Source organism: Anabaena sp. 54, assembly GCF_017355725.1.
Classification (GTDB): Bacteria; Cyanobacteriota; Cyanobacteriia; order Cyanobacteriales; family Nostocaceae; genus Dolichospermum; species Dolichospermum heterosporum.
Genome location: NZ_JAAVWA010000023.1, coordinates 63,163 through 82,996 on the forward strand (window position 1 = coordinate 63,163; position 19,834 = coordinate 82,996).

The window sequence follows — 19,834 nt, forward strand, 5'->3', positions numbered from 1 at the left end:
GCGGGCTTTTTTTATTTTATATTTTCCTTAAAATTGAAAATAGGGGATAATTATCTTCAAGGATCGGCATACTGAATAAGGGAGAAATTAAAAAACCACTCTTGGGACGAAGGTAATAAAGCGAAAATGAGACGTAAATCTGCTAATACTAGACCAACGAATAACCCTAAACCCTCTATTTTCCAATCCCCGGTGTTTAACTTCGCCACCATTGCCCTTTTAGGAGGAGTGATGATTTTGGGAATTGGGATTGGGATTGCGTTTAGTTCGACAACTACATTAAGTTCATCAAACGTAGCTTCCCGTGAGTTCATTGACACCAGAGCTCCAAATCCTGAGATTTGTGTGCAGTTTGGATCTAGTGCCATGGTGATGGATGCCAGACTCTTTGTCACTCTTAATCCCTTTAATGTCTTTGTTGCCCAGCCGAATATCCGCCCTGGATGTGTAATTCGTCAAAATAACTGGGCTATTTTAGAAAATAAAAAACTTGTAACATCAGATCAGGTACGAGAATGTAAGAATCGCCTGAATACCTTTGGGTTTACAGGGGACTTAAATAGTGAAAAGCCAGATATTAGATGTATTTATCAAAATGAATCGGCTCAAAATTTCTTTTTATCTCAACCGGGGGCTGTGGGAAGTCCTCAAGATACAGAAAGATTTTAAATATAGTCACCGAGTCAGGAGTCAGGAGTCAGGAGGAAGAAGGTTAAAGATTTTTCTTTCCCTTTTCCTCTTTCCTGACAAGTTTGAGTTTTCTCAGCCTAAATATACTTAATCACGACCATTGATAGCAATAAGCAAGCGTAAGATAAAGACGAATAAGTTGATGTAGGTAAGGTACATTGACAAAGCTGCTGGCAAATATTCATCATTGCGATAAGTGCGAGGCAAGATGTAGAAATCAACTACTGATGCTCCAGCGAAGAGAAATACACCTATACCAGAGATACCAATTTCTAACCAACTGGGTGTGTAAACACCAAACAAGGCAAAGGCAAATTGGAGAAGACAAACCACCAATAAGGCAACAATGCCCAAACTAACGGTTTTTGTCAACGCCATCCCATCTGCTTCCGAAAGATTAGAACCGATTTTTCGGGCAGCAATGAAGGTAATTCCACAACTAAGAGCAGCAATACCAATACCTTGAATACCTACCCCTTGGGTTCTCAAAGCCACAAATACCAAGCCACTCAATGTGTATCCAGATAGTAGACTGTAAATACCCAATAGAGGTAAAGCTAGGGCTTTGTTACCTTTGGATGCGACATTTTGGGCAACGAAGAATAAAATTAATTCGAGAATTACCGCCCCAATAAAGGTAGGAAAAAAGAGTCCAGGGTTAGTGCGGATAATGCCTAAACCACCATAAGTTCCCAATGCAGTTAGGACTAATCCACCACCGACGTAGGGGAGGGCGTTAGCGATGACATTGGGTCCAACAAGTCCATGAGTTTTCGCCTCACGGAAAGCTTCACGAAAATTACTGGTATTACTCATGTCTAAAAACTACCAAAAAATATTGGAACTGAGGAAAATAACCTGCTGATTTCTATTGTTACAAATTTTTGGGTTGAGAAACCAGTGGGTTAAGCTAAAATTTTTGGCTGGGTAAAGGTTGACCAAATTCAATAATGGGAATTTCTTTAGGGTTATTTGGGGAACTGTTTTTGTTTTCTTCAGGTGTGGGCAACATTGCGGGAGGAAGGGGGGAATTGATTATGGGTGAGGGGTTTTGAGAATTTAGGGGTGGGACGGTGATTAAGGGTTGTTGGGAGTTAGTGGTGAGATTTGTGGATGGTGGTAGGCTAGTGGAGGGTGTGGTTAAGAGACTGTTAGCAGGAGAAAAGGTAATATGAGGATTTAAGACCCAGCGCGTAGGTTTTTGTCGAGAAAGAGGTTGAAGTTGTATTTGATTGGTTTGTAATTGAGTTCCTGGTGCGAGGTCAAGAACTATTCGGGTAATATTGGCGTTAAGTTGAGAGATACGAATTCTTTGAATTGCGCCTGAATATTCTTTTTGGGTGAGGACTTTACCCAATTTGGTGTTAGGCAAATCGAGAACTATTCGTGGTGGTTGCATTAGTTGGAAATATTGGGGTGTTGCAGTTGCGGAGAGACTAATTTTTAATTGCTGGGACTTGGGGTGAAATTCCCAGTTGTTAAGTTGTGCGATTGGTTGGGCAATACTGATGCTAGGAGTGAAAGCAATCAAGCCAAATAAGCTTACCCTGATAGATAGAAGAATTTGATTAGTTCTAGTTTTCATAATTTGGTTGTTTGGGGTTGGGATATTTAGCATAGACTACGCAACATTAGAAAAATCGACGTGACGGTAATTAAATTGTCTGATAGCGTAGCGTGGCGCAAGCCATATCAGGATTTTAAGGATTTACAGGATGGGGGACTCGGTGATTAATTGTCTGAATCAGGATTTACAGGATTTCAGGATTTACAGGATGAGGGATCTGTTTGCAGATGAGGTTGCTAATTTGACGGTGATTAATTGTCTGAATCAGGATTTCCAGGATTTCAGGATTTACAGGATGAGGGATCTGTTTGCAGATGAGGTTGCTAATTTGACGGTGATTAATTGTCTGAATCAGGATTTCCAGGATTTCAGGATTTACAGGATGAGGGATCTGTTTGCAGATGAGGTTGCTAATTTGACGGTGATTATACTCAAAACGGCTTGATTGTTTGATTCTAAACGTAGGGGTAAAGCAAAAGCTTATTGGTGTCAACCTAACGTAAAACATCTATCCCGCAAAGAACTCAAGTCGTCTGATTCCCAGTCTCTGACTGGGAATGAATTCTAGAAGGCTCTGCCTTCAATGATATTAGAGGCAGAGCCTCATCAACTGCATTCCTAGTCAGAGACTAGGAACGAGATGTGGTAGGGATTTGAGCTTAAGTTGACACCTATGAAGCTCTTGCTTTACCCCTGCACATCTGGGTTCTTTGTCATTTGGCAAAAGTTTAAATCTCACCCGTGTTTAGTATAATTGGTAGCGATCGCTGTGGGAATTTGTCTGAATCAGGATTTACAGGATGAAGGATTCGGTGGTTAATTGGTGGCGATCGCTGTCCCTAGATCCCTAGATCCCCGACTTCTCTAAGAAGTCGGGGATCTGAAATAACTCTAATCGCACCAAAATAAGGTTGTTAATTTGAGGATAATTAATGATGAGCGATCGCTGTGGGAATTTGTCTGAATCAGGATTTACAGGATGAAGGATTCGGTGGTTAATTGGTGGCGATCGCCCCTACTAAATTCTTCAGGGAAATTGAGCGATAGCGAAGCAGCAATTCTCATTTTGAGAAAAATAAAGTATTAGCCCCGATTTTGGAATTCAAAATATAGTACAAAGTAACTATTTTTTAGCCATTGCCTCTGGCTAAAAAAACAGCAATTCTCATTTTGAGAAAAATAAAGTATTAGCCCCGATTTTGGAATTCAAAATATAGTACAAAGTAACTATTTTTTAGCCATTGCCTCTGGCTAAAAAAACAGTCGGGTTGAAAAATAAGTATGAATACTCAATAAACTAGAGAGATTGCTTGACAACGAATGGGGAAAATCCAGTTTATCGTTCGGGTTTTAGAATAGGGAATCCAAGGGAAATAAAAATTTATAATTGTTGTCAGATGATGTAAAATCGGTGAGTTAAAAATCTGATAGTGCATCAAATTACTCAAACATGACTCCAAAGACAGCGACACTAGAAATTCCTGAATTAATGCAATTTTTACGTCAACAATTACATGATTTACCTGATGAAAGAAAACCTGGAAATAATACGAAATATCAGGTAGAAGACGCAGTGATGGCAGCATTTTCAATCTTTTTTACGCAGTCAGCGTCTTTTTTAGAGCATCAAAGATTAATGAAAAGCAATAAAGGAAAAGATAACGCAGAAAGTTTATTTTCAATTAAGAAAATCCCCTGTGATAATCAAATAAGAAATTTGTTAGATCCAGTTCCAGCCGCTACTATCTTTATGACTTTTCAAGAAGTCTATGAATGGTTAAATAAAAATGGAGTTTTGAAAAAGTTTGTCTATTTAGATGAAGAAATTTTAATCGCTATGCTTCTAGAGTTCCCTTAAAAGATGAAGACTCCAGTCTCGAAGTTAATTGGTGCGAAGTAACTGTTATTAATGAAAAAACACAGAAAATCATCTACCAAAATAATTGGATTACTAATCATAAGATCACTGAAAATAATGTTGAAAAAATTGTCAAGGCTGCACGCAGCAGATGGAAAGTTGAGAATGAAGGGAATAACATTCTTAAAAATCACGGTTATAATTTAGAGCATAACTTTGGTCATGGAGAAAATCATTTGTGTGAGTTATTATTGTCTTTGAATTTATTAGCTTTTTTATTTCATACTGTTTTAGATTTAGTTAATTATACCTATCAGAAAGTTCGTGAGTTATTAGTAACCCGAACTTCTTTTTTTAATGATATGCGTAGCCTATTAAAATTTATTTGGTTTAAAGATTGGTCGGATTTTTTCTCATTTATTCTCAGGGAATATGTCCCATTTAAAAAAATAAATTCTGGTTGAAAAATGTCAATATATTGAAAGAGGAGGAGAAAGTTATTTATTCAAAAAACTATAAATTTGCTTAGAATTTCAGCTAGATTGGTAAGTTGAAATCAATTCTTCATGTCTAGATTTTTAAAGATTTTTAAAACCCTATCTATCTCCAGCGTCGGATGATAATTATCTATTAAAAAAGAATAATTTAATACAGGGTTTACACTTAAATTAAGAGAATTTTATCTTATTTTTTTCAAAATGAGAATTGCTGTTTTTTTTCATGAGTTTTTGTTGTTAATCTAAAGTTAGTTAATCAAAAATTTACTTAAAAAAGGAACTCGTAAATGATTATCGTCATGAAAGTTGGTTCCCCACAGGAAGAAATAAATCGGATTACCACAGAATTATCAGGCTGGGGACTAACTCCAGAAAAAATTATTGGTCAACATAAGGTGGTCATTGCTTTAGTTGGGGAAACGGCTGATTTAGACCCCCCCCGCATTCAAGAATTGAGTCAATGGATTGAGAAAGTATTACGAGTGGAAGTACCCTATAAACGAGCCAGTCGTCAGTTCCGTCACGGACAAACCTCTGAAGTGGTGGTGAATACTCCTCAAGGTGATGTGGTGTTTGGTGAACATCATCCTTTGGTAGTTGTGGCTGGACCCTGTTCTGTGGAAAATGAAGAGATGATTGTAGAAACGGCGCTGCGGGTAAAGGCGGCAGGAGCTAAGTTTCTGCGAGGTGGCGCCTATAAACCCCGCACGTCACCCTATGCTTTTCAAGGTCATGGTGAAAGCGCTTTGGAATTGTTAGCAACCGCGCGGAAAGTCAGCGGGTTGGGGATTATCACCGAAGTTATGGATACGGAAGATTTGGAGAAAATTGGCGAAGTTGCCGATGTGATTCAGGTGGGGGCGAGAAATATGCAGAATTTCTCCATGCTGAAGAAAGTGGGAGCGCAACCCAAACCAGTGCTGTTAAAACGCGGTATGGCTGCCACTATTGAAGATTGGTTAATGGCGGCTGAGTATATTTTAGCGGCGGGTAATGCCAATGTAATTTTGTGTGAACGGGGAATTAGAACTTTTGACCGTCAGTATACTCGCAATACCCTGGATTTATCGGTTGTACCAGTATTGCGAAAATTGACCCATTTACCCATCATGATTGATCCTAGTCATGGTGTGGGTTGGTCTGAGTTTGTCCCTGCTATGGCTATGGCGGCGATCGCAGCAGGTACGGATTCGTTAATGATAGAAGTACATCCCAATCCAGCTAAAGCCTTATCGGATGGACCCCAATCTTTAACCCCAGACCTGTTTGATAAATTAATGTCAGAATTGGCGGTGATTGGTCAAGTCATGGGAAGGTGGTCAAATTAATGCCGCCATTCGCTTTTTAATGTCCAATCCCAGACAATTCAGGGCGCAGACCCTGCGCCCCTACAGTAAGATATCACTACTTTCTAGAACCGTTTCATCTAGGCTTTCTTTAATCCTACGGATTGGTAAATTAGCAATTAAAGCTGTTGTCCGTTGGCTGCTTTCTAGGCAAAACTCTAAACCGTCTGTTTCTATTTCGACATAGCGACAAACGATTTCCAGGATTTCCCGACGCATTTTTTCTAAAGTTTGGGGGTCTAAGTCCGCACGGTCATGGGATATTACCACTTGCAAACGACGTTTAACGTCATCGCGGCTGTTATCGGGACTACGAACAAAAAATTTTTCTAAAATTTCAAGAATCATTGCGGGTATGTGTAAGGCAGAAACACTGGCAAGTAAATTAAACAATCTTTGACCACAACATCTTTCTCAACCGAGAGAAGATGTTGTTATTAGATGAGTCAAGCTCCAGAAATTCGACAGTTTCCCCTTCCAATCTCCGAGCAATATTCTCAAAAGCGGTGGCAGCTAAAGAGGAAGTGTCTGATAATACTAAAGGTTCGCCACGATTGGTAGAAACAATCACCCGCTCATCGTCGGGGATGATTCCAATTATGGGGATGGCGAGAAGTTCCTGAACATCTTCTACAGACATCATATCATTTGCCTGTACCATTGCCGGTCTAATCCTGTTAACTATTAAGTTAATTTTTTTGACACCTTGGGCTTCGAGTAATCCCACTACCCTGTCAGCATCACGGACGGCGGAAATTTCGGGAGTGGTAACAATTAGGGCTTCTTTAGCGGGTGCAGTCGCATTTTTAAACCCCATTTCAATTCCTGCGGGGCAGTCAATCATCACATACTGGTACTTTTGCGCTAAAGCATTTACCAGTAACTTCATTTGGTCGGGTGTAACGGATTCTTTGTTGCGATGTTGGGTAGCTGGGAGAAGTACCAAATTAGGTTGTCGTTTATCTCTAACTAAAGCTTGTTCTAAACGACACTCCCTTGCCAAGACCTCTACTGCTGTATAAACAATACGATTTTCTAGTCCTAGAAGTAAATCTAAATTTCTCAGCCCAAAATCTGCATCAATTAAGGCTACTTGTTTGCCTATTTTGGCTAAAGCCATCCCTAAATTAGCTGAAACTGTGGTTTTACCGACTCCCCCTTTACCGGAGGTAATGACAATAATGCGAGTCATGATAATGCTTTATGAAAGTTCAGGGAACAACAATAAAATATTTTTATTGCTATTGATTGATTCTAATTTAGTAACCTAACAAAAATTAATTACATATCCAGTATATTGCAGGTAAATGAGGTACAAATATTAATTATCAAACCTTGCACCGAAAGGGTTTTACTGCTGACTGTTAAAAGCTGCTGTAGATTCTTAACTGGGCAAGAATTTTAGATCAGATTTTGTGTAATTAATTGCATTCGACTACTTAATTGACTGCGGGAAAAATCATCGGCTTTAACAATGCGAATTCCTTCAGGTGTAATATGTGCAACTTCAGGAAAGAAGCCGGTGAGGGTTTTTTCTGGGGATCTAGCAACAGCATCAGCTATTCGCAATTGGGTTGCTTCCATTTGCAAAGCCATGATCAGAGATTCCCGATTCCCACCGGCACCAGCATGGGCAACTCCCCGCAATCGTCCCCAAATGAGAATATCCCCATCGGCAATGACGATACCACTAGGATTGATATCTCCCAAGATGATTACCGTACCGGGATGACGAATTTCCACACCTGATCTGACCGTCATTTGCAGATAGAGGGCATCTGCTAGGGCGCTGGGAGTCGGTTGAATATCCGAGGTGAGGGATGTTTGGAGTTGGATTTGTTCTACGGAATAACCCAGGGTACAAGCGGCGATCGCAGTTTGTCTTCGACTGGTAGCTACAGATTTTAGTTGAATTTGGTATGTATTTAAAGTTTCTGCCAAATCTTGCAATTGTCTGTTATCTAACAATCTATCTTTGGCTACTAGATGCAGGAATGTATTTGGTTTCCGTAAGCGATCGCCCGCATTGAGACGCTGTTTCATTTGTTGCCAAATTTCCCCCCAATTAAATTCTGATGCCGGTACTTGCAACTCGGTGGGCAAAATTAATAATAGTCGCTCTCCTTCAGTTTTTAACTGAACTTGAATATTATGATCTACCTTTTGTTCTATTAATTCTAAATCAGTATTTGGTAAATTAGCTAAAATAGCACCAGTCTCCCCCTCATTAGGAATATTAAATTCTGGATTTTCAGCAGCAGAATTACCCTTTAAATAAGCAATTACAGAATTTAACTCTGAATTAGTAGGGATAATGGGACTAGATTCTACTTTATGATCAGCAAAATCTGTATTTATCTTGCCAGAGTTAGAATTATTTACCTCTTGATCAACTTGATAAAAAACCGATTCTGATTTCAGAAATTCAGACTTTATTTCATCAGGTTTAGCAGAATCAGCAACATCTACATTGTCTGGGACAGAATGAGAATTATTTACCTTTTTATCAACCTGATGAAAAATTGATTCTGACTTAGGAAATTCAGAATTTATTTCATCAGGTTTAGCAGAATCAGAATTCATGCAGCACTAGCCAAAATACACTAAAATTTGAGATTTTCATAAAAGATTGAGAATTGGTAATTGGTAATTGGTAATTGGTAAGACTCTTGCCCCTTGCCTCTTGCCTCTTGCCTCTTGCCTCTTGCCTCTTGCCTCTTGCCTCTTGCCTCTTGCCTCTTGCCTCTTGCCTCTTGCCTCTTGCCTCTTGCCTCTAATTAAACCCGATAAAAATAGTCGGGTATGTTTGACGTGGATTTTGCCTCGTGTTAGTATGATTCCAAAGTTGACGGATACCCAGGGAAAGCAAGATTATGACTCAGGCGATTACAAACCTCAACCAAGCGAACACTTCTATCCTCAAGGCTTTGAAGTGTAAAGAGTGTGGAGCAGAATACGAACTCAAAGCTACTCATGTCTGTGAGTTGTGTTTTGGACCGTTGGAAGTCAAATATGATTACAATGTTCTCAAGAGCTTAGTTAGTCGAGAAACTATTGAAGCTGGTCCTAATTCGATTTGGCGCTACCGTCACTTTTTGCCCGTTGCTACAGATAATTTTATAGATGTAGGCACAGGGATGACTCCATTGGTGCGTTCCCACCGTCTCGCCCGTCGCCTGGGTCTAAATAAACTTTATATTAAAAATGATGCCGTCAATATGCCCACCCTGAGCTTTAAGGATCGGGTGGTGTCCGTTGCCCTCAGTAGAGCAAGAGAATTAGGTTTTACGACTGTTTCTTGTGCTAGTACAGGTAACTTAGCCAATTCTACCGCGGCGATCGCAGCTCATGCCGGTTTAGATTGTTGTGTATTTATTCCTTCTGACTTAGAAGCTGGTAAAGTTATCGGTAGCTTGATTTATAGTCCAACTCTGATGGCTGTGAAAGGCAACTATGATCAAGTTAATCGTCTTTGTTCGGAGGTCGCCAATACCCACGGTTGGGGTTTTGTGAATATTAACCTGCGTCCCTACTATTCCGAAGGTTCTAAGACATTAGGTTTTGAAGTTGCAGAACAACTAGGTTGGCAATTACCAGATCATATAGTTGCTCCTTTGGCTTCTGGTTCTCTGTTTACCAAAATTTATAAAGGTTTCCAAGAATTTGTCAAAGTTGGTTTAGTGGAAGATAAAGATGTTCGTTTCAGTGGCGCTCAAGCGGAAGGTTGTTCCCCAATTGCGAAAGCTTTTAAAGAAGGTAGAGACTTCATTCAACCAGTTAAACCGAATACAATTGCTAAATCAATTGCTATTGGCAACCCGGCTGATGGGGTATATGCTGTAGAAATAGCTCAAAAAACCAACGGTAATATTGAATCAGTTAATGATGCGGAAATTATCGAAGGTATCAAACTCTTAGCAGAAACCGAAGGCATTTTTACGGAAACCGCAGGGGGTACAACCGTTGCAGTTCTGAAAAAACTAGTAGAAGCTGGCAAAATTGATCCAGATGAAACTACAGTAGTTTATATTACTGGCAATGGTTTGAAAACCCAGGAAGCAATTCAAGGTTATATTGGCGAACCTTTAACTATTGATGCTAAACTAGATAGTTTTGAACGGGCTTTAGAAAGATCCCGCACACTTGACCGTTTAGAATGGCAAGAAGTTACAGTCTAATCCTTTCACTACCAATTAATTGTAGGGGTAAAGCAAGAGCTTCATTGGTGTCAACTTAACGTAAAACCTGTAGCCCGCCTGGGAATGATAGCGTAGCGTGGCGTTAGCCATATTCCCAGTCTAATAGCAGAAGTTGTCTTTTGATGACTAAATAACCCGGAAATTTTTGAGTAAACTTTAGTTTACTTTCGCTATTAGCCCGGAAATTCATTTCTGGGTGGGTGTGGAAGCCAACAAATAAGACATCTGTAGCTTAAGTTGACACCATTAAGCTTTTGCTTTACCCCTACCAAGCAAATCACTCACTAACAATTAACGTTTAAACAATGGCTGTAAAAGTTTTAATTCCCACTGCTTTGCAAAAATTTACAAACGAACAAGCTACTTTAGAATGTACTGCTAGTAATATTTCTGCATTATTAAATTCCTTAGAAGTAAGCTGTCCTGGAATCAAAGCACGTTTGTGTGATGATGAAGGCAATCTCAGACGGTTTTTGAATTTCTATGTCAATAGTGAAGATATCCGCTTTTTAGAAGGGGCAGAAACAGTCCTCAAAGATGGAGATGAAGTGAGTATTGTTCCCGCTGTTGCAGGTGGTTGAAATATCGCTGGAGGGTATGGGATTTTAAAAGTCCCAAATTACCCATTACCCATTTTATCCAACATACTTCGTGAAAAGTTACTATTTAAACGATTTTATCCCAATGATAGGCCAAGCTGCACAGAATCATGAAACTTATTAATTCATCCGTCTTTATCTGCGCTAATCTGCGTTAATCTGCGGTTAATTACTCTTAAAATCTTATTTTATATCTAAATAGCTGTAGCTATGCTCTGGTATGTCAAAATAAAAATAACTGACTACCCAAAATGAGCAATGGCAGAAGAAACTAATCAAAATCAAGCGGGTGATGTGGGTTCTAATCCTGCTACAACCGCCCCAGAAAAGCCCTCCGCAGACGCGAAAGCCGCCAAAAAGGAAAAGCCCCCAGCGTTGGAAGATAAGCCTTTTGAAGAGTTTATGCAGCAACATTACCTACCAGCGTTACAAGAGGCAATTACTAAAGAAGGTGTGCCAGATGTGAAGCTGGCTTTTGCCAAGCAGAAGTATTCTATTATTGGTTTTAATTCAGCAGAAGAATGTTGGCAAGTTATCGGTTCTTGGCAAGGGGGACAGCGCCAGTTTAACGTATATTTCCCTGAAGCCAATATTCAAGGTAAAAAGGGATTTTCCTGTAATGAAGGTAAAAAACCAAGTACCTTGGAATCGTTTTTAATTGATGAGCGTAAAATTACCCTAGATTTATTGGTATCTCGGTTAGTGTATCGCTTAAATGGACAAAAGTGGCTAGGTAGAAATTAGCTTAAAAAAACCCACCCTTACTAAGTTTAGGGGTGGGTTATTCGGTTATTTATATATGGATTTGGGAAAGTGGCAAATTAGAACATACCCATGCCGCCCATGCCACCCATACCACCCATGCCACCCATACCGCCCATACCGCCCATACCGCCCATACCGCCCATGCCACCCATGCCACCATCAGGGGACCCAGCGGATTGTTTTTCAGGCTTTTCAGCAATAATGGCTTCGGTGGTTAGTACCATACTGGCAATAGAAGAAGCATTTTGTAAAGCGGAACGAACCACCTTTGCGGGATCAATAATACCAGCAGCAATTAAGTCTTCAAATTCGCCTGTAGCTGCGTTATAACCGATATTCAAATCCGTTTCCCGAACTCTGGCAACAATGACAGAACCTTCTGCCCCAGCGTTCTCTGAGATTTGCCGCAGGGGAGCTTCTAAAGCTTTTTTAACAATATCAGCACCAATTCTTTCTTCGGGGGTGAGGCTGTTTTTAATTGCTTCTATCTTGGTAGATAGATAAATTAAGGTTGCACCACCACCAGGAACAATACCTTCTTCTACTGCGGCTTTGGTAGCGTTGAGTGCGTCTTCAATCCGCAAGGTTTTGTCCTTGAGTTCGGTTTCTGTAGCGGCACCGACTTTAATTACGGCAATCCCACCGGCTAACTTAGCAATGCGTTCTTGCAGTTTTTCGGTATCATAGTCGGAATCAGTTGCGGCTAACTGTTTACGAATTTGCTCAATCCGAATTTGGATTTCTGGTTTAGCAGCATTACCAGCCACAATGGTGGTATTTTCCTTGTCAATGTGGATTTTCTCCGCAGTTCCCAACATTTCCAAAGTGGCGGTATCTAAGCTTAAGCCAATGTCTTCAGAAATCATTTGTCCATCGGTGAGAATGGCAATGTCTTCTAACATAGCTTTGCGACGTTCGCCAAAACCAGGAGCTTTAATCGCAGCGATCGCTAATACACCACGCGCTTTATTCACAACCAAAGTTGCTAAAGCATCACCATCTACATCTTCGGCAATAATCAATAAAGGTTGACCGGAACGGGCAACTTTTTCCAAAATGGGGACTAAATCTTGAATGCTGCTGATTTTTTTATCAGTAATCAGGATGCGGGCGTTTTCAAACTCTACTGTCATCCGTTCGTTGTTGGTGATGAAGTAGGGAGAAATATAACCTCTATCAACCTGCATTCCTTCTACCACTTCTAGTTCAGTAGTAAAGGATTTAGATTCTTCAACGGTAATAACACCGTCTTTGGTCACTTTCTCCATCGCCAGTGCTATCATTTGTCCAACTTCCGCATCATTACCAGCGGAAACTGTGGCAACTTGGGAAATGGCACTTCCTTCTACAGGTTTAGCGATATTGGCAATTTCCTTTACCAGCGCCTCAACGGTTTTATCAATACCCCGTTTTAAACTGATGGGATTTGTCCCCGCAGCTACATTCTTCAAACCTTCCTTAATCAAGGCTTGTGCTAGAACTGTGGCAGTGGTAGTCCCATCCCCAGCTATATCCTTAGTTTTTGATGCTACTTCCTGAATTAGTCTAGCGCCAGTATTTTCTAGAGGATCTTCTAGTTCAATTTCTTTAGCAACAGTGATACCATCGTTAACAATTTGGGGAATACCAAATTTTTTCTCTAATAGGACGTTACGACCTTTTGGACCTAAAGTGATTTTCACCGCATCTGCCAGGGCGTTAATACCCTTTTCTAAAGCACGCCGTGATTCTTCATTAAATGCAATAATCTTAGTCATGTTTTATTTTTCTATTGCTTCCATTAGACAATTTAGCACTCACTGACCAAGAGTGCTAATCCCTTTCCCCAATTTAGATTAACAATCAAAATCCCAAAATTGATTAATATTAACAGTTGATAAGTAGGTGAACACAATAAAACCAAACTGTGTAAAGAAATGTAAAATCGCCCAAACCCTCTTCACTCTTGCCTCTTGCCTTTTGCCTTTTGCCTTGCCATAACGACAATTTTCAACACCAACCTACTTACTTATGTTTGACCATAAAACTAATGATTATATTGGGAGCAGATGAACTTAGCAAACTCCCTTAAATCCCTTGGCATTGCTGACCCTAGCGGCTCCGGCTGGTTAGCTGTAGTATTTACGTTTCTATTAGCTTTAGTTGTCACCTGGCGTTTAATTCCCACAATTCGCAAATTTGCCTTAGAGGTAGGTTGGGCAGATCAACCCAACGCCCGACGATTGAATCAAGAACCTTTACCTAATGCGGGAGGTTTGGCAATCTACGCGGGTGTCATTGCGGCTTTGGTCTTAGCTAGTCTCTTGCGGCCAATTGAACTGCAAGGGGTTTTAGCTCAGGTCTTAACGATTCTCCTCGGTGGTTCAATTTTAGTTTTAGTGGGATTTATTGATGACCAGTTTGGTTTACCTCCATCTGTGCGTTTATGGGCGCAGGTAACAACAGCACTTCTGTTGGTTGGTAATGGCATTAGCATCAAAGTTGCCTTTGGTACACCCATTGATTCCCTCTTGTCTATGGCGTTAACGGTGCTGTGGGTGGTGGGGATCACTAATGCTGTTAACCTCATGGATGGGATGGATGGTTTGGCTGGTGGCATCAGCTTTATCACTGCTATCAGTTTGTTAGGCGTGTCTGCCCAGTTTGATAATCGCGCTGCTGCTACTTTGGTTTTAGCGGCTTTGGGAGGGGCGGCACTGGGCTTTTTACGCCATAATTTTCACCCCTCACACATCATTATGGGTGATGCTGGTGCATACTTTTTTGGCTATGTGTTAGCAGCAACCAGCATTTTAGGCAAACTCCAATTAAATACAATCTATGCCCTAATCCCGACGGTTTTATTTCTGCTGTTGCCAGTTATTGACACTACTCAAGTGTTTGTTCGCCGACTCATGGCAGGCAAAAACCCTCTGAGTACACCAGGTAAAGACCACATCCATCATCGCTTGTTGGCTTGGGGACTATCCCAACGCAATGCAGCTTTTATCTTATGGTCAATTACTTTAGGTTGTAATTTACTGGCTATGAAAGTCCAGGGTATGAGTTTATCTGTGATGCTGGCTACTGCTGTCGGTATTATTTTGCTGTTAGGCTTTACCCTTGGACAAAGAATGTTGAATAATTCGTGAATAGGATATAGATCCCCGACTTCTTTGAGAAGTCGGGGATCTCTTTGAGAAGTCGGGGATCTGAGTATTATAAAACTACATCACCATACCGCCATCAACATTAAATACTTGTCCTGTGATATAAGCTGCGGCGGGATCTGCTGCTAAAAAGCGCACCATGCCAGCAATTTCTTCTGGTTTACCAAAACGCCCCAGGGGGATATATTGCAGGATACCATCGGCTTTGATATCGCTGGTCATGTCAGTGGTAATAAAACCAGGAGCAACGGCATTGACGGTAATGCCACGAGAAGAGAGTTCTTTAGCTACTGTTTTGGTAAAGCCAATTACTCCGGCTTTGGCTGCGCTGTAGTTGGCCTGTCCAGGGTTGCCCATTTGTCCCGCGACGGAAGCGATGTTAATAATCCGCCCCGAACGTTGTTTAAGCATAATTTTACTCACAGCTTTTGTACATAAAAATACTCCAGTTAAATTAAGGTCTATGACTGCTTGCCATTCTGCTAATTTCATTCTTAATAGCAGGGTGTCACGGGTAATACCTGCATTGTTGACTAAGATATCCACGCGCTGGAATTTTTCTAAGGTGGTTTTAATGAGTGTATCTACTTGATTTTCTTGGGAAACATCTGCTTGGAGGGCGATCGCTTCTCCTCCCGCTGCTGTAATTTCTGCGACTACTTCCTCTGCTGCTGTGCTGGAACTAGCGTAGTTAACTACTACTTTTGCACCTTGAGATGCTAATTGTAAAGCGATCGCTCTACCAATTCCCCGTGATGCACCTGTGACAATTGCAACCTGATCTTTTAATAAACTCATCTATTTTTCCTCAATTTTGTGGAGATACCGCGCTAATTATCTTATAATTTTAAGTTAGACGGAGGTGAAAAATTTATTGATGCAGTTAGTTAGTCAAGAATACATCGAAATTGCTGCTGATGTCCGAAGTGGAAAACCCCGAATTGCTGGTACTCGTATTGCGGTGGAGGATATAGCAGTTCTACATTTAAAACTAGGGTATTCTCTAGTAGAAATTGCTGGTAAATATGACTTGTCTCTGGCATCTGTTTATGCAGCAATGGCTTATTATTTTGATCATCGAGATGAGATTGATGCACGCACTGTGCAAGAGGATAAATTGGTTGAGGTACTGAAACAAAATTATCCTTCACGTCTTCAAGAAAAACTCAAACAGTTGAGAAATGAGTGAAAAAATTCGCTTTCATTTAGATGAAAATGCTGATCCGGCGATCGCTCTTGGGTTGCGTCGTTATGGAATTGATGTCACAACAACTAACAATGTCGGATTACGCACTCAATCTGATGAAGTTCAGTTAGGGTTTATTCAGAAAACGCAACGAGTGCTGTTTACCCAAGATACAGATTTTTTGATTATTGCGAGTCGTCAGCTTAATCATCCTGGGATTACATACTGTAAAAAAGGAACTCGTTCAATTGGAGAAATCATTGAAACTTTAGTTCTGATTTATGAAGTGATGACACCTGAAGAGATGGTAGGACGTGTGGAGTTTTTGTGAAAAAAGAGTAATACTTCAGGGGAGTTAATCCGAATAGTTGGTTTAAATTAGCCCAGACAAAATCTTCTAAATCAGCCTCAGTTACAAATTCCCAACCTGTACCAGTTGGCTTTAAATTAACCAAATCCATTGTTTAAATCTGACTGTAGTAACTTCCTACTTTAAGTATTCCCAAAATCACATACTAATTTATCATCATGGCCGATTTATTTATGAAAATCGCTCATCAGAATACAATCTCACCATCAATCATCCTCATTTTGAGTAGTTAAATCGGCGGTTAGAAACCACGTCTACACAGGCAAAACCCACCTGCGTGGGTTTCAAACCTTTGATTTTTATTGAGTCCGCGCAGGCGGACTTTGTTCGTGTAGCTGCGAATTCTATTCGCCAGCTTCATATTTACCTCTTTATTTGCAACCAAGCAAATACTTCTTCAACTGTGATGATTAAATTCACACCTTCTAAAACTGGTAATCTATCTTTTCCAGTTAACAAATCTGGTAAAGTATTAGGCTGATAAACTAAAATTGAACGCTCACTTGGATCAAGCAACCAACCAAGTTTAGTACCATGTTTAATACAATGTAAAATATTACCAGTTACCTTAGTCTGACTTTGGCTAGGTGAAAGGATTTCAATTACCCAAAGAGGTGCAAAATTAATCCCACTGCTAATAATATCACCGCTTTCATCTAATGGTATTTGATCAGTAGCAATCACCAGAACATCGGGAACTACAGAACGATTTCCACAGTTACAGCGCATTTCTGGAAAAGCTTCATAGTCACTTGTTGCTGTGTCAATAACTGCTATTAATTTTTTTTGTAATAAACTGTGTTTACCGCCACCCATTGGTTTTTGAATTACTTCTGAGTTAATATATTCCCAAGCTGGTGATTCATCAATAAAACCCAGCTTTAAAAATTCTTCTATGGGAATGATTTTTGCAACTGTTGTTGTCATTTATTTAACCCCATAATTTAATTTTAATTTTATCACTACTCTCAATAAAAACATTCACAAGAACAAGATCCCCGACTTCTTAGAGAAGTCGGGGATCTGAATCTTAACTGTTATGATTAATAGATTCAGCTTTAGCAACTACAGGATTAGGAAGAGGTGGAGGTGTAGGGATTTTCGATTCTAGATGGGTTTTGCTATTAGTTTGATTCAAAAGAATCATAGACAATAAACCATCTGCTAAACCATTATTACTACCATTATTACCACCAACAATGATATCAGGAATAATGCGAACACTGCGATCGCCCACAATTTGCATTAGCTGCATCGCTGTGTAACCTTGCAAACCCAATGCTTGTACCCCTGTCCGATAGGTTTCTGCTTTCGCGTTACCTGTCGCCCGGATACCTTCAGCTTCCGCTATGGCTTTGAGTTTAGTGGCTTCAGCTTCACCTGTTGCTTGCTGAATTTGTGCGTTAGCTTGCAACTCGGCAATTGTGACACCTTGTTCCGATTTTACCAACTCTTGCTGAATATCTGCGATCGCTGTTTCCCGGACTAACATTTGTCGTTGGGTTTCTGCCATTTGCTGAACTTCGTAAGTTTTGCGTTGTTCCTCAGCAATTTTCCGGTCTGTCAGCGTGTGCATTAATTCATTCGGTGGCGTAATCAAACCAATCAACGAATCCACTGCTTGCACATCATAAGCACGTAAGGCAGATTTAACGTATTCAGAGGCTTCAACTTGACGCTCACTTCTGGCAATCAAGAAATCCAGGATAGTATATTCTTGAGCCGAGTTGCGGAAATAATTCCCCACAATGGGACGCAAAACCTGATCAATGACATTTTGCATCGAACCCAAGCGGGAAATCACTTTCGGAGCATCTGACGCACCAATGTGAATAATTTGGAATATCTCCAAATCAAAGCTAAAACCATCAAATGACAGAAGTTTCAGCGCCGTTAAATTCGTATCATACCCATGCTGACCGCTAATTCTATCAGTAAAGTTTAAGACAATGTTTGTTGTCGGCACTAGCTCAACTTTCATCACTTTAGTATTGAGCGGGTGCTTCCCAGGATATAAAGGCTCAACCCAAACACCCTTATGTCCTTGATTGACCAAATTTCCGTGAGTGAAAGATGCCCCGCTCACATCTTCCTGTTCTTCACCAACAAAAGAAATCACCACACCCACATAGCCGATAGGGATTTGAGTCATCGGTACTTGTTCAATACTTACCAACCAAGGATTGAGATTCCACGAACCCGATAATAACACCTGTTCTTGTAAACCCCGTTGTCCTCCAGCGTCAATAAATTTTTGACCATTTTGAAAATTATTATGTCCGGTAATAGCACGCCCAGCAATTTCACCTGCGGCAATTGGTGAACCATCCAAAGTAGTCACAATACCAACTTTTTCCGCTGCTATTTCATAGATTTGTAACTGTTCTGGACGCATACCCTCTTTACTGGCATTTGCTGCTGTAATCACTTTAAACAGCGCTGTATTGATGCGGTAAGTACCTGCGGTGATAAAAGCAATTTGCCGTCCTTTCTCCCCACCTTTGGTTAAGAATTTGCGAGCATCTTGAAAATTATCACATTCGACAATTTTGCCCAAAATCCGTTCTGGAGGGTTAGAAGCCCCATCAGCGGCGACAATCAGAGCGATTTGACCTTGGGGGACAACAATTACCGATTCTTTTTTAACTGCATATTGCCAAGGCCAATAACCCCAGTGCCAACCAGGGGCGAGGGTATCTGCTTGCAAACCCGCTTCACCATTGAGGGCAATTAATCTACCAGGAGGTAATCCTTTACCTGACAGGGTGAACTTTTTCACCACAATTCCCACTTCCCGTTCACCGATAACCACCAGTCCACCAAAGAAGAAACAACCGCCAATAATAATCACGGGAATAATGATTAAAGGCTCAATTCCCATTGATTGATAGGGGATTGGACGAGTTACTGATTGAGTAACTACAGGTTGATTTTGAGTAGAGGGAATAGAAACAGAAGTTAATTCTTTGGCTGTCAGTGTTTTTATGGGAGTGGCATTAACAGCATTAACACCACCTGCTAAGGCTAAGGCTGCAATTGCAGATGTAGCCAAGCTGACAAACTTATTTTGCTTACTTTTATCAAGAAAAAATGGAAAGCTTTTCATATATCTGCCTCTTTGGGCAATTAATCATCTAAGGTATCACTTCATCAGGAGGGAATGATTTTTCTTAAACTTAATGTAATTTTTTAACCCAATGTTAGCACCATAGCGGTAAAATCTGCTACTAGTCGCTTACTTTGTAGCCAATGTACACCTAAAAGAATATCTTGCAGTTCATTTCCACCCAACACTGGGATGATCAACTCTTCTTCATCTAAAAATACAGTTCCTTGATAAAGATTAAACTGAGCTTCGCCGTATGCTGTCTGCATATCTTCTTTCTGGTTTTCCTGTAACCATCCTAAGGTTATAGCATCCTGATCATCAATTGCTAACCAACCTGTAAAACCTGTATCTAGTAATGCTTGTACTGGAATGATTTCACCTTTGGGTTTGCAGCGGGACTTCATAGCCTTAACATTTAGATGCTCTTGGACAATTGCCTCAGCGGTGTTAACAACTTTATTAGCTGCTTTCCATTGATGATCATTCCGTTTATCTGCAA

18 protein-coding genes and 1 pseudogene are annotated in these 19,834 nt (G+C 40.4%); 9 read left to right on the forward strand and 10 right to left on the reverse strand.

Annotated features, from left to right (window positions below):
• Positions 1-126 precede the first annotated feature (126 nt).
• The gene (locus tag HEQ36_RS18615; protein ID WP_015083215.1) at positions 127-669 is read left to right on the forward strand and encodes a DUF3172 domain-containing protein; all 543 of its coding nucleotides are present in this window, start codon (positions 127-129) and stop codon (positions 667-669) included.
• 108 nt (positions 670-777) lie between these two features.
• Here the strand turns inward: HEQ36_RS18615 and HEQ36_RS18620 are convergent, their stop codons facing one another.
• Both HEQ36_RS18620 and HEQ36_RS18625 read right to left on the reverse strand, forming a co-directional pair.
• Positions 778-1,506, reverse strand: coding sequence for a Bax inhibitor-1 family protein (locus HEQ36_RS18620; protein ID WP_053539862.1), 729 nt, complete (start codon positions 1,504-1,506; stop codon positions 778-780).
• Positions 1,507-1,600: 94 nt separating this feature from the next.
• Positions 1,601-2,275 (reverse strand): AMIN domain-containing protein, encoded by a 675-nt coding sequence (locus tag HEQ36_RS18625; RefSeq protein ID WP_052149955.1) that lies wholly within the window; start codon positions 2,273-2,275, stop codon positions 1,601-1,603.
• 1,432 nt (positions 2,276-3,707) lie between these two features.
• Between HEQ36_RS18625 and HEQ36_RS18630 the strand changes: the two are divergent.
• Positions 3,708-4,579, forward strand: a pseudogene (locus tag HEQ36_RS18630) (hypothetical protein).
• A 320-nt stretch (positions 4,580-4,899) separates the two neighbouring features.
• Entirely contained in the window at positions 4,900-5,940 is a 1,041-nt protein-coding gene (gene aroF / locus HEQ36_RS18635) for a 3-deoxy-7-phosphoheptulonate synthase (protein WP_168635440.1), read from the forward strand.
• Positions 5,941-6,000: 60 nt separating this feature from the next.
• On the opposite strand, the gene minE is transcribed toward aroF, so the two are convergent.
• From minE to minC, 3 genes are all read right to left on the reverse strand, one after another.
• Positions 6,001-6,306, reverse strand: coding sequence for a cell division topological specificity factor MinE (gene minE, locus HEQ36_RS18640; RefSeq protein WP_027404040.1), 306 nt, complete (start codon positions 6,304-6,306; stop codon positions 6,001-6,003).
• Between the two features lie 37 nt (positions 6,307-6,343).
• A complete protein-coding gene (gene minD, locus HEQ36_RS18645; protein ID WP_053539858.1) occupies positions 6,344-7,150 on the reverse strand; it encodes a septum site-determining protein MinD in 807 nt (268 codons plus the stop codon).
• Between the two features lie 209 nt (positions 7,151-7,359).
• Entirely contained in the window at positions 7,360-8,541 is a 1,182-nt protein-coding gene (gene minC / locus HEQ36_RS18650) for a septum site-determining protein MinC (protein WP_205748427.1), read from the reverse strand.
• A gap of 290 nt (positions 8,542-8,831) precedes the next feature.
• Here minC and thrC point away from each other — a divergent pair, with 290 nt between their 5' ends.
• From thrC to HEQ36_RS18665, 3 genes are all read left to right on the forward strand, one after another.
• Positions 8,832-10,136, forward strand: coding sequence for a threonine synthase (thrC, locus tag HEQ36_RS18655; RefSeq protein ID WP_168635448.1), 1,305 nt, complete (start codon positions 8,832-8,834; stop codon positions 10,134-10,136).
• 326 nt (positions 10,137-10,462) lie between these two features.
• Positions 10,463-10,738 carry a MoaD/ThiS family protein gene (locus HEQ36_RS18660; protein WP_053539842.1) on the forward strand — a complete coding sequence of 92 codons (276 nt, stop codon included), beginning with the start codon at positions 10,463-10,465 and terminating at the stop codon, positions 10,736-10,738.
• 276 nt (positions 10,739-11,014) lie between these two features.
• Entirely contained in the window at positions 11,015-11,500 is a 486-nt protein-coding gene (locus tag HEQ36_RS18665; RefSeq protein ID WP_168635447.1) for a DUF2996 domain-containing protein, read from the forward strand.
• 77 nt (positions 11,501-11,577) lie between these two features.
• On the opposite strand, the gene groL is transcribed toward HEQ36_RS18665, so the two are convergent.
• Positions 11,578-13,278, reverse strand: a complete 1,701-nt coding sequence (gene groL, locus HEQ36_RS18670) for a chaperonin GroEL (RefSeq protein WP_168635446.1) — start codon at positions 13,276-13,278, stop codon at positions 11,578-11,580.
• Positions 13,279-13,569: 291 nt separating this feature from the next.
• Between groL and HEQ36_RS18675 the strand changes: the two genes are divergently transcribed.
• Positions 13,570-14,652 (forward strand): MraY family glycosyltransferase, encoded by a 1,083-nt coding sequence (locus HEQ36_RS18675; protein ID WP_053539839.1) that lies wholly within the window; start codon positions 13,570-13,572, stop codon positions 14,650-14,652.
• 75 nt (positions 14,653-14,727) lie between these two features.
• Here HEQ36_RS18675 and fabG read toward each other — a convergent pair whose 3' ends face one another.
• The gene (gene fabG, locus HEQ36_RS18680) at positions 14,728-15,468 is read right to left on the reverse strand and encodes a 3-oxoacyl-[acyl-carrier-protein] reductase (protein ID WP_168635445.1); all 741 of its coding nucleotides are present in this window, start codon (positions 15,466-15,468) and stop codon (positions 14,728-14,730) included.
• Between the two features lie 79 nt (positions 15,469-15,547).
• Here fabG and HEQ36_RS18685 point away from each other — a divergent pair, with 79 nt between their 5' ends.
• Together HEQ36_RS18685 and HEQ36_RS18690 are read left to right on the forward strand one after the other, a co-directional pair.
• A complete protein-coding gene (locus tag HEQ36_RS18685; protein WP_053539837.1) occupies positions 15,548-15,859 on the forward strand; it encodes a DUF433 domain-containing protein in 312 nt (103 codons plus the stop codon).
• On the forward strand, positions 15,852-16,187 hold the full coding sequence (locus HEQ36_RS18690; protein ID WP_168635444.1) for a DUF5615 family PIN-like protein: 336 nt from the start codon (positions 15,852-15,854) through the stop codon (positions 16,185-16,187). The genes HEQ36_RS18685 and HEQ36_RS18690 overlap by 8 nt, the downstream gene beginning before the upstream one ends.
• A 402-nt stretch (positions 16,188-16,589) precedes the next feature.
• Here HEQ36_RS18690 and HEQ36_RS18695 read toward each other — a convergent pair whose 3' ends face one another.
• The 3 genes from HEQ36_RS18695 to HEQ36_RS18705 form a co-directional block, all read right to left on the reverse strand.
• Entirely contained in the window at positions 16,590-17,153 is a 564-nt protein-coding gene (locus HEQ36_RS18695; protein WP_168635443.1) for a Uma2 family endonuclease, read from the reverse strand.
• Between the two features lie 103 nt (positions 17,154-17,256).
• On the reverse strand, positions 17,257-19,332 hold the full coding sequence (locus HEQ36_RS18700; RefSeq protein ID WP_053539835.1) for an SPFH domain-containing protein: 2,076 nt from the start codon (positions 19,330-19,332) through the stop codon (positions 17,257-17,259).
• Positions 19,333-19,415: 83 nt separating this feature from the next.
• Positions 19,416-19,834 (reverse strand): hypothetical protein (locus HEQ36_RS18705; RefSeq protein ID WP_290708258.1); only part of this gene is annotated, 419 nt, incomplete at its 5' end.

Excerpts from the sequence above, each read along its gene's own strand:
- HEQ36_RS18665 (WP_168635447.1), top strand. The coding sequence starts at position 11,015 with ATGGCAGAAGAAACTAATCAAAATCAAGCGGGTGATGTGGGTTCTAAT.
- HEQ36_RS18690 (WP_168635444.1), top strand. The coding sequence starts at position 15,852 with ATGAGTGAAAAAATTCGCTTTCATTTAGATGAAAATGCTGATCCGGCG.
- groL (WP_168635446.1), bottom strand. The coding sequence starts at position 13,278 with ATGACTAAGATTATTGCATTTAATGAAGAATCACGGCGTGCTTTAGAA.
- aroF (WP_168635440.1), top strand. The coding sequence starts at position 4,900 with ATGATTATCGTCATGAAAGTTGGTTCCCCACAGGAAGAAATAAATCGG.
- HEQ36_RS18660 (WP_053539842.1), top strand. The coding sequence starts at position 10,463 with ATGGCTGTAAAAGTTTTAATTCCCACTGCTTTGCAAAAATTTACAAAC.
- minE (WP_027404040.1), bottom strand. The coding sequence starts at position 6,306 with ATGATTCTTGAAATTTTAGAAAAATTTTTTGTTCGTAGTCCCGATAAC.
- HEQ36_RS18625 (WP_052149955.1), bottom strand. The coding sequence starts at position 2,275 with ATGAAAACTAGAACTAATCAAATTCTTCTATCTATCAGGGTAAGCTTA.
- thrC (WP_168635448.1), top strand. The coding sequence starts at position 8,832 with ATGACTCAGGCGATTACAAACCTCAACCAAGCGAACACTTCTATCCTC.
- minC (WP_205748427.1), bottom strand. The coding sequence starts at position 8,541 with ATGAATTCTGATTCTGCTAAACCTGATGAAATAAATTCTGAATTTCCT.
- HEQ36_RS18695 (WP_168635443.1), bottom strand. The coding sequence starts at position 17,153 with ATGACAACAACAGTTGCAAAAATCATTCCCATAGAAGAATTTTTAAAG.
- fabG (WP_168635445.1), bottom strand. The coding sequence starts at position 15,468 with ATGAGTTTATTAAAAGATCAGGTTGCAATTGTCACAGGTGCATCACGG.
- HEQ36_RS18700 (WP_053539835.1), bottom strand. The coding sequence starts at position 19,332 with ATGAAAAGCTTTCCATTTTTTCTTGATAAAAGTAAGCAAAATAAGTTT.
- HEQ36_RS18675 (WP_053539839.1), top strand. The coding sequence starts at position 13,570 with ATGAACTTAGCAAACTCCCTTAAATCCCTTGGCATTGCTGACCCTAGC.
- minD (WP_053539858.1), bottom strand. The coding sequence starts at position 7,150 with ATGACTCGCATTATTGTCATTACCTCCGGTAAAGGGGGAGTCGGTAAA.
- HEQ36_RS18685 (WP_053539837.1), top strand. The coding sequence starts at position 15,548 with ATGCAGTTAGTTAGTCAAGAATACATCGAAATTGCTGCTGATGTCCGA.
- HEQ36_RS18615 (WP_015083215.1), top strand. The coding sequence starts at position 127 with ATGAGACGTAAATCTGCTAATACTAGACCAACGAATAACCCTAAACCC.
- HEQ36_RS18620 (WP_053539862.1), bottom strand. The coding sequence starts at position 1,506 with ATGAGTAATACCAGTAATTTTCGTGAAGCTTTCCGTGAGGCGAAAACT.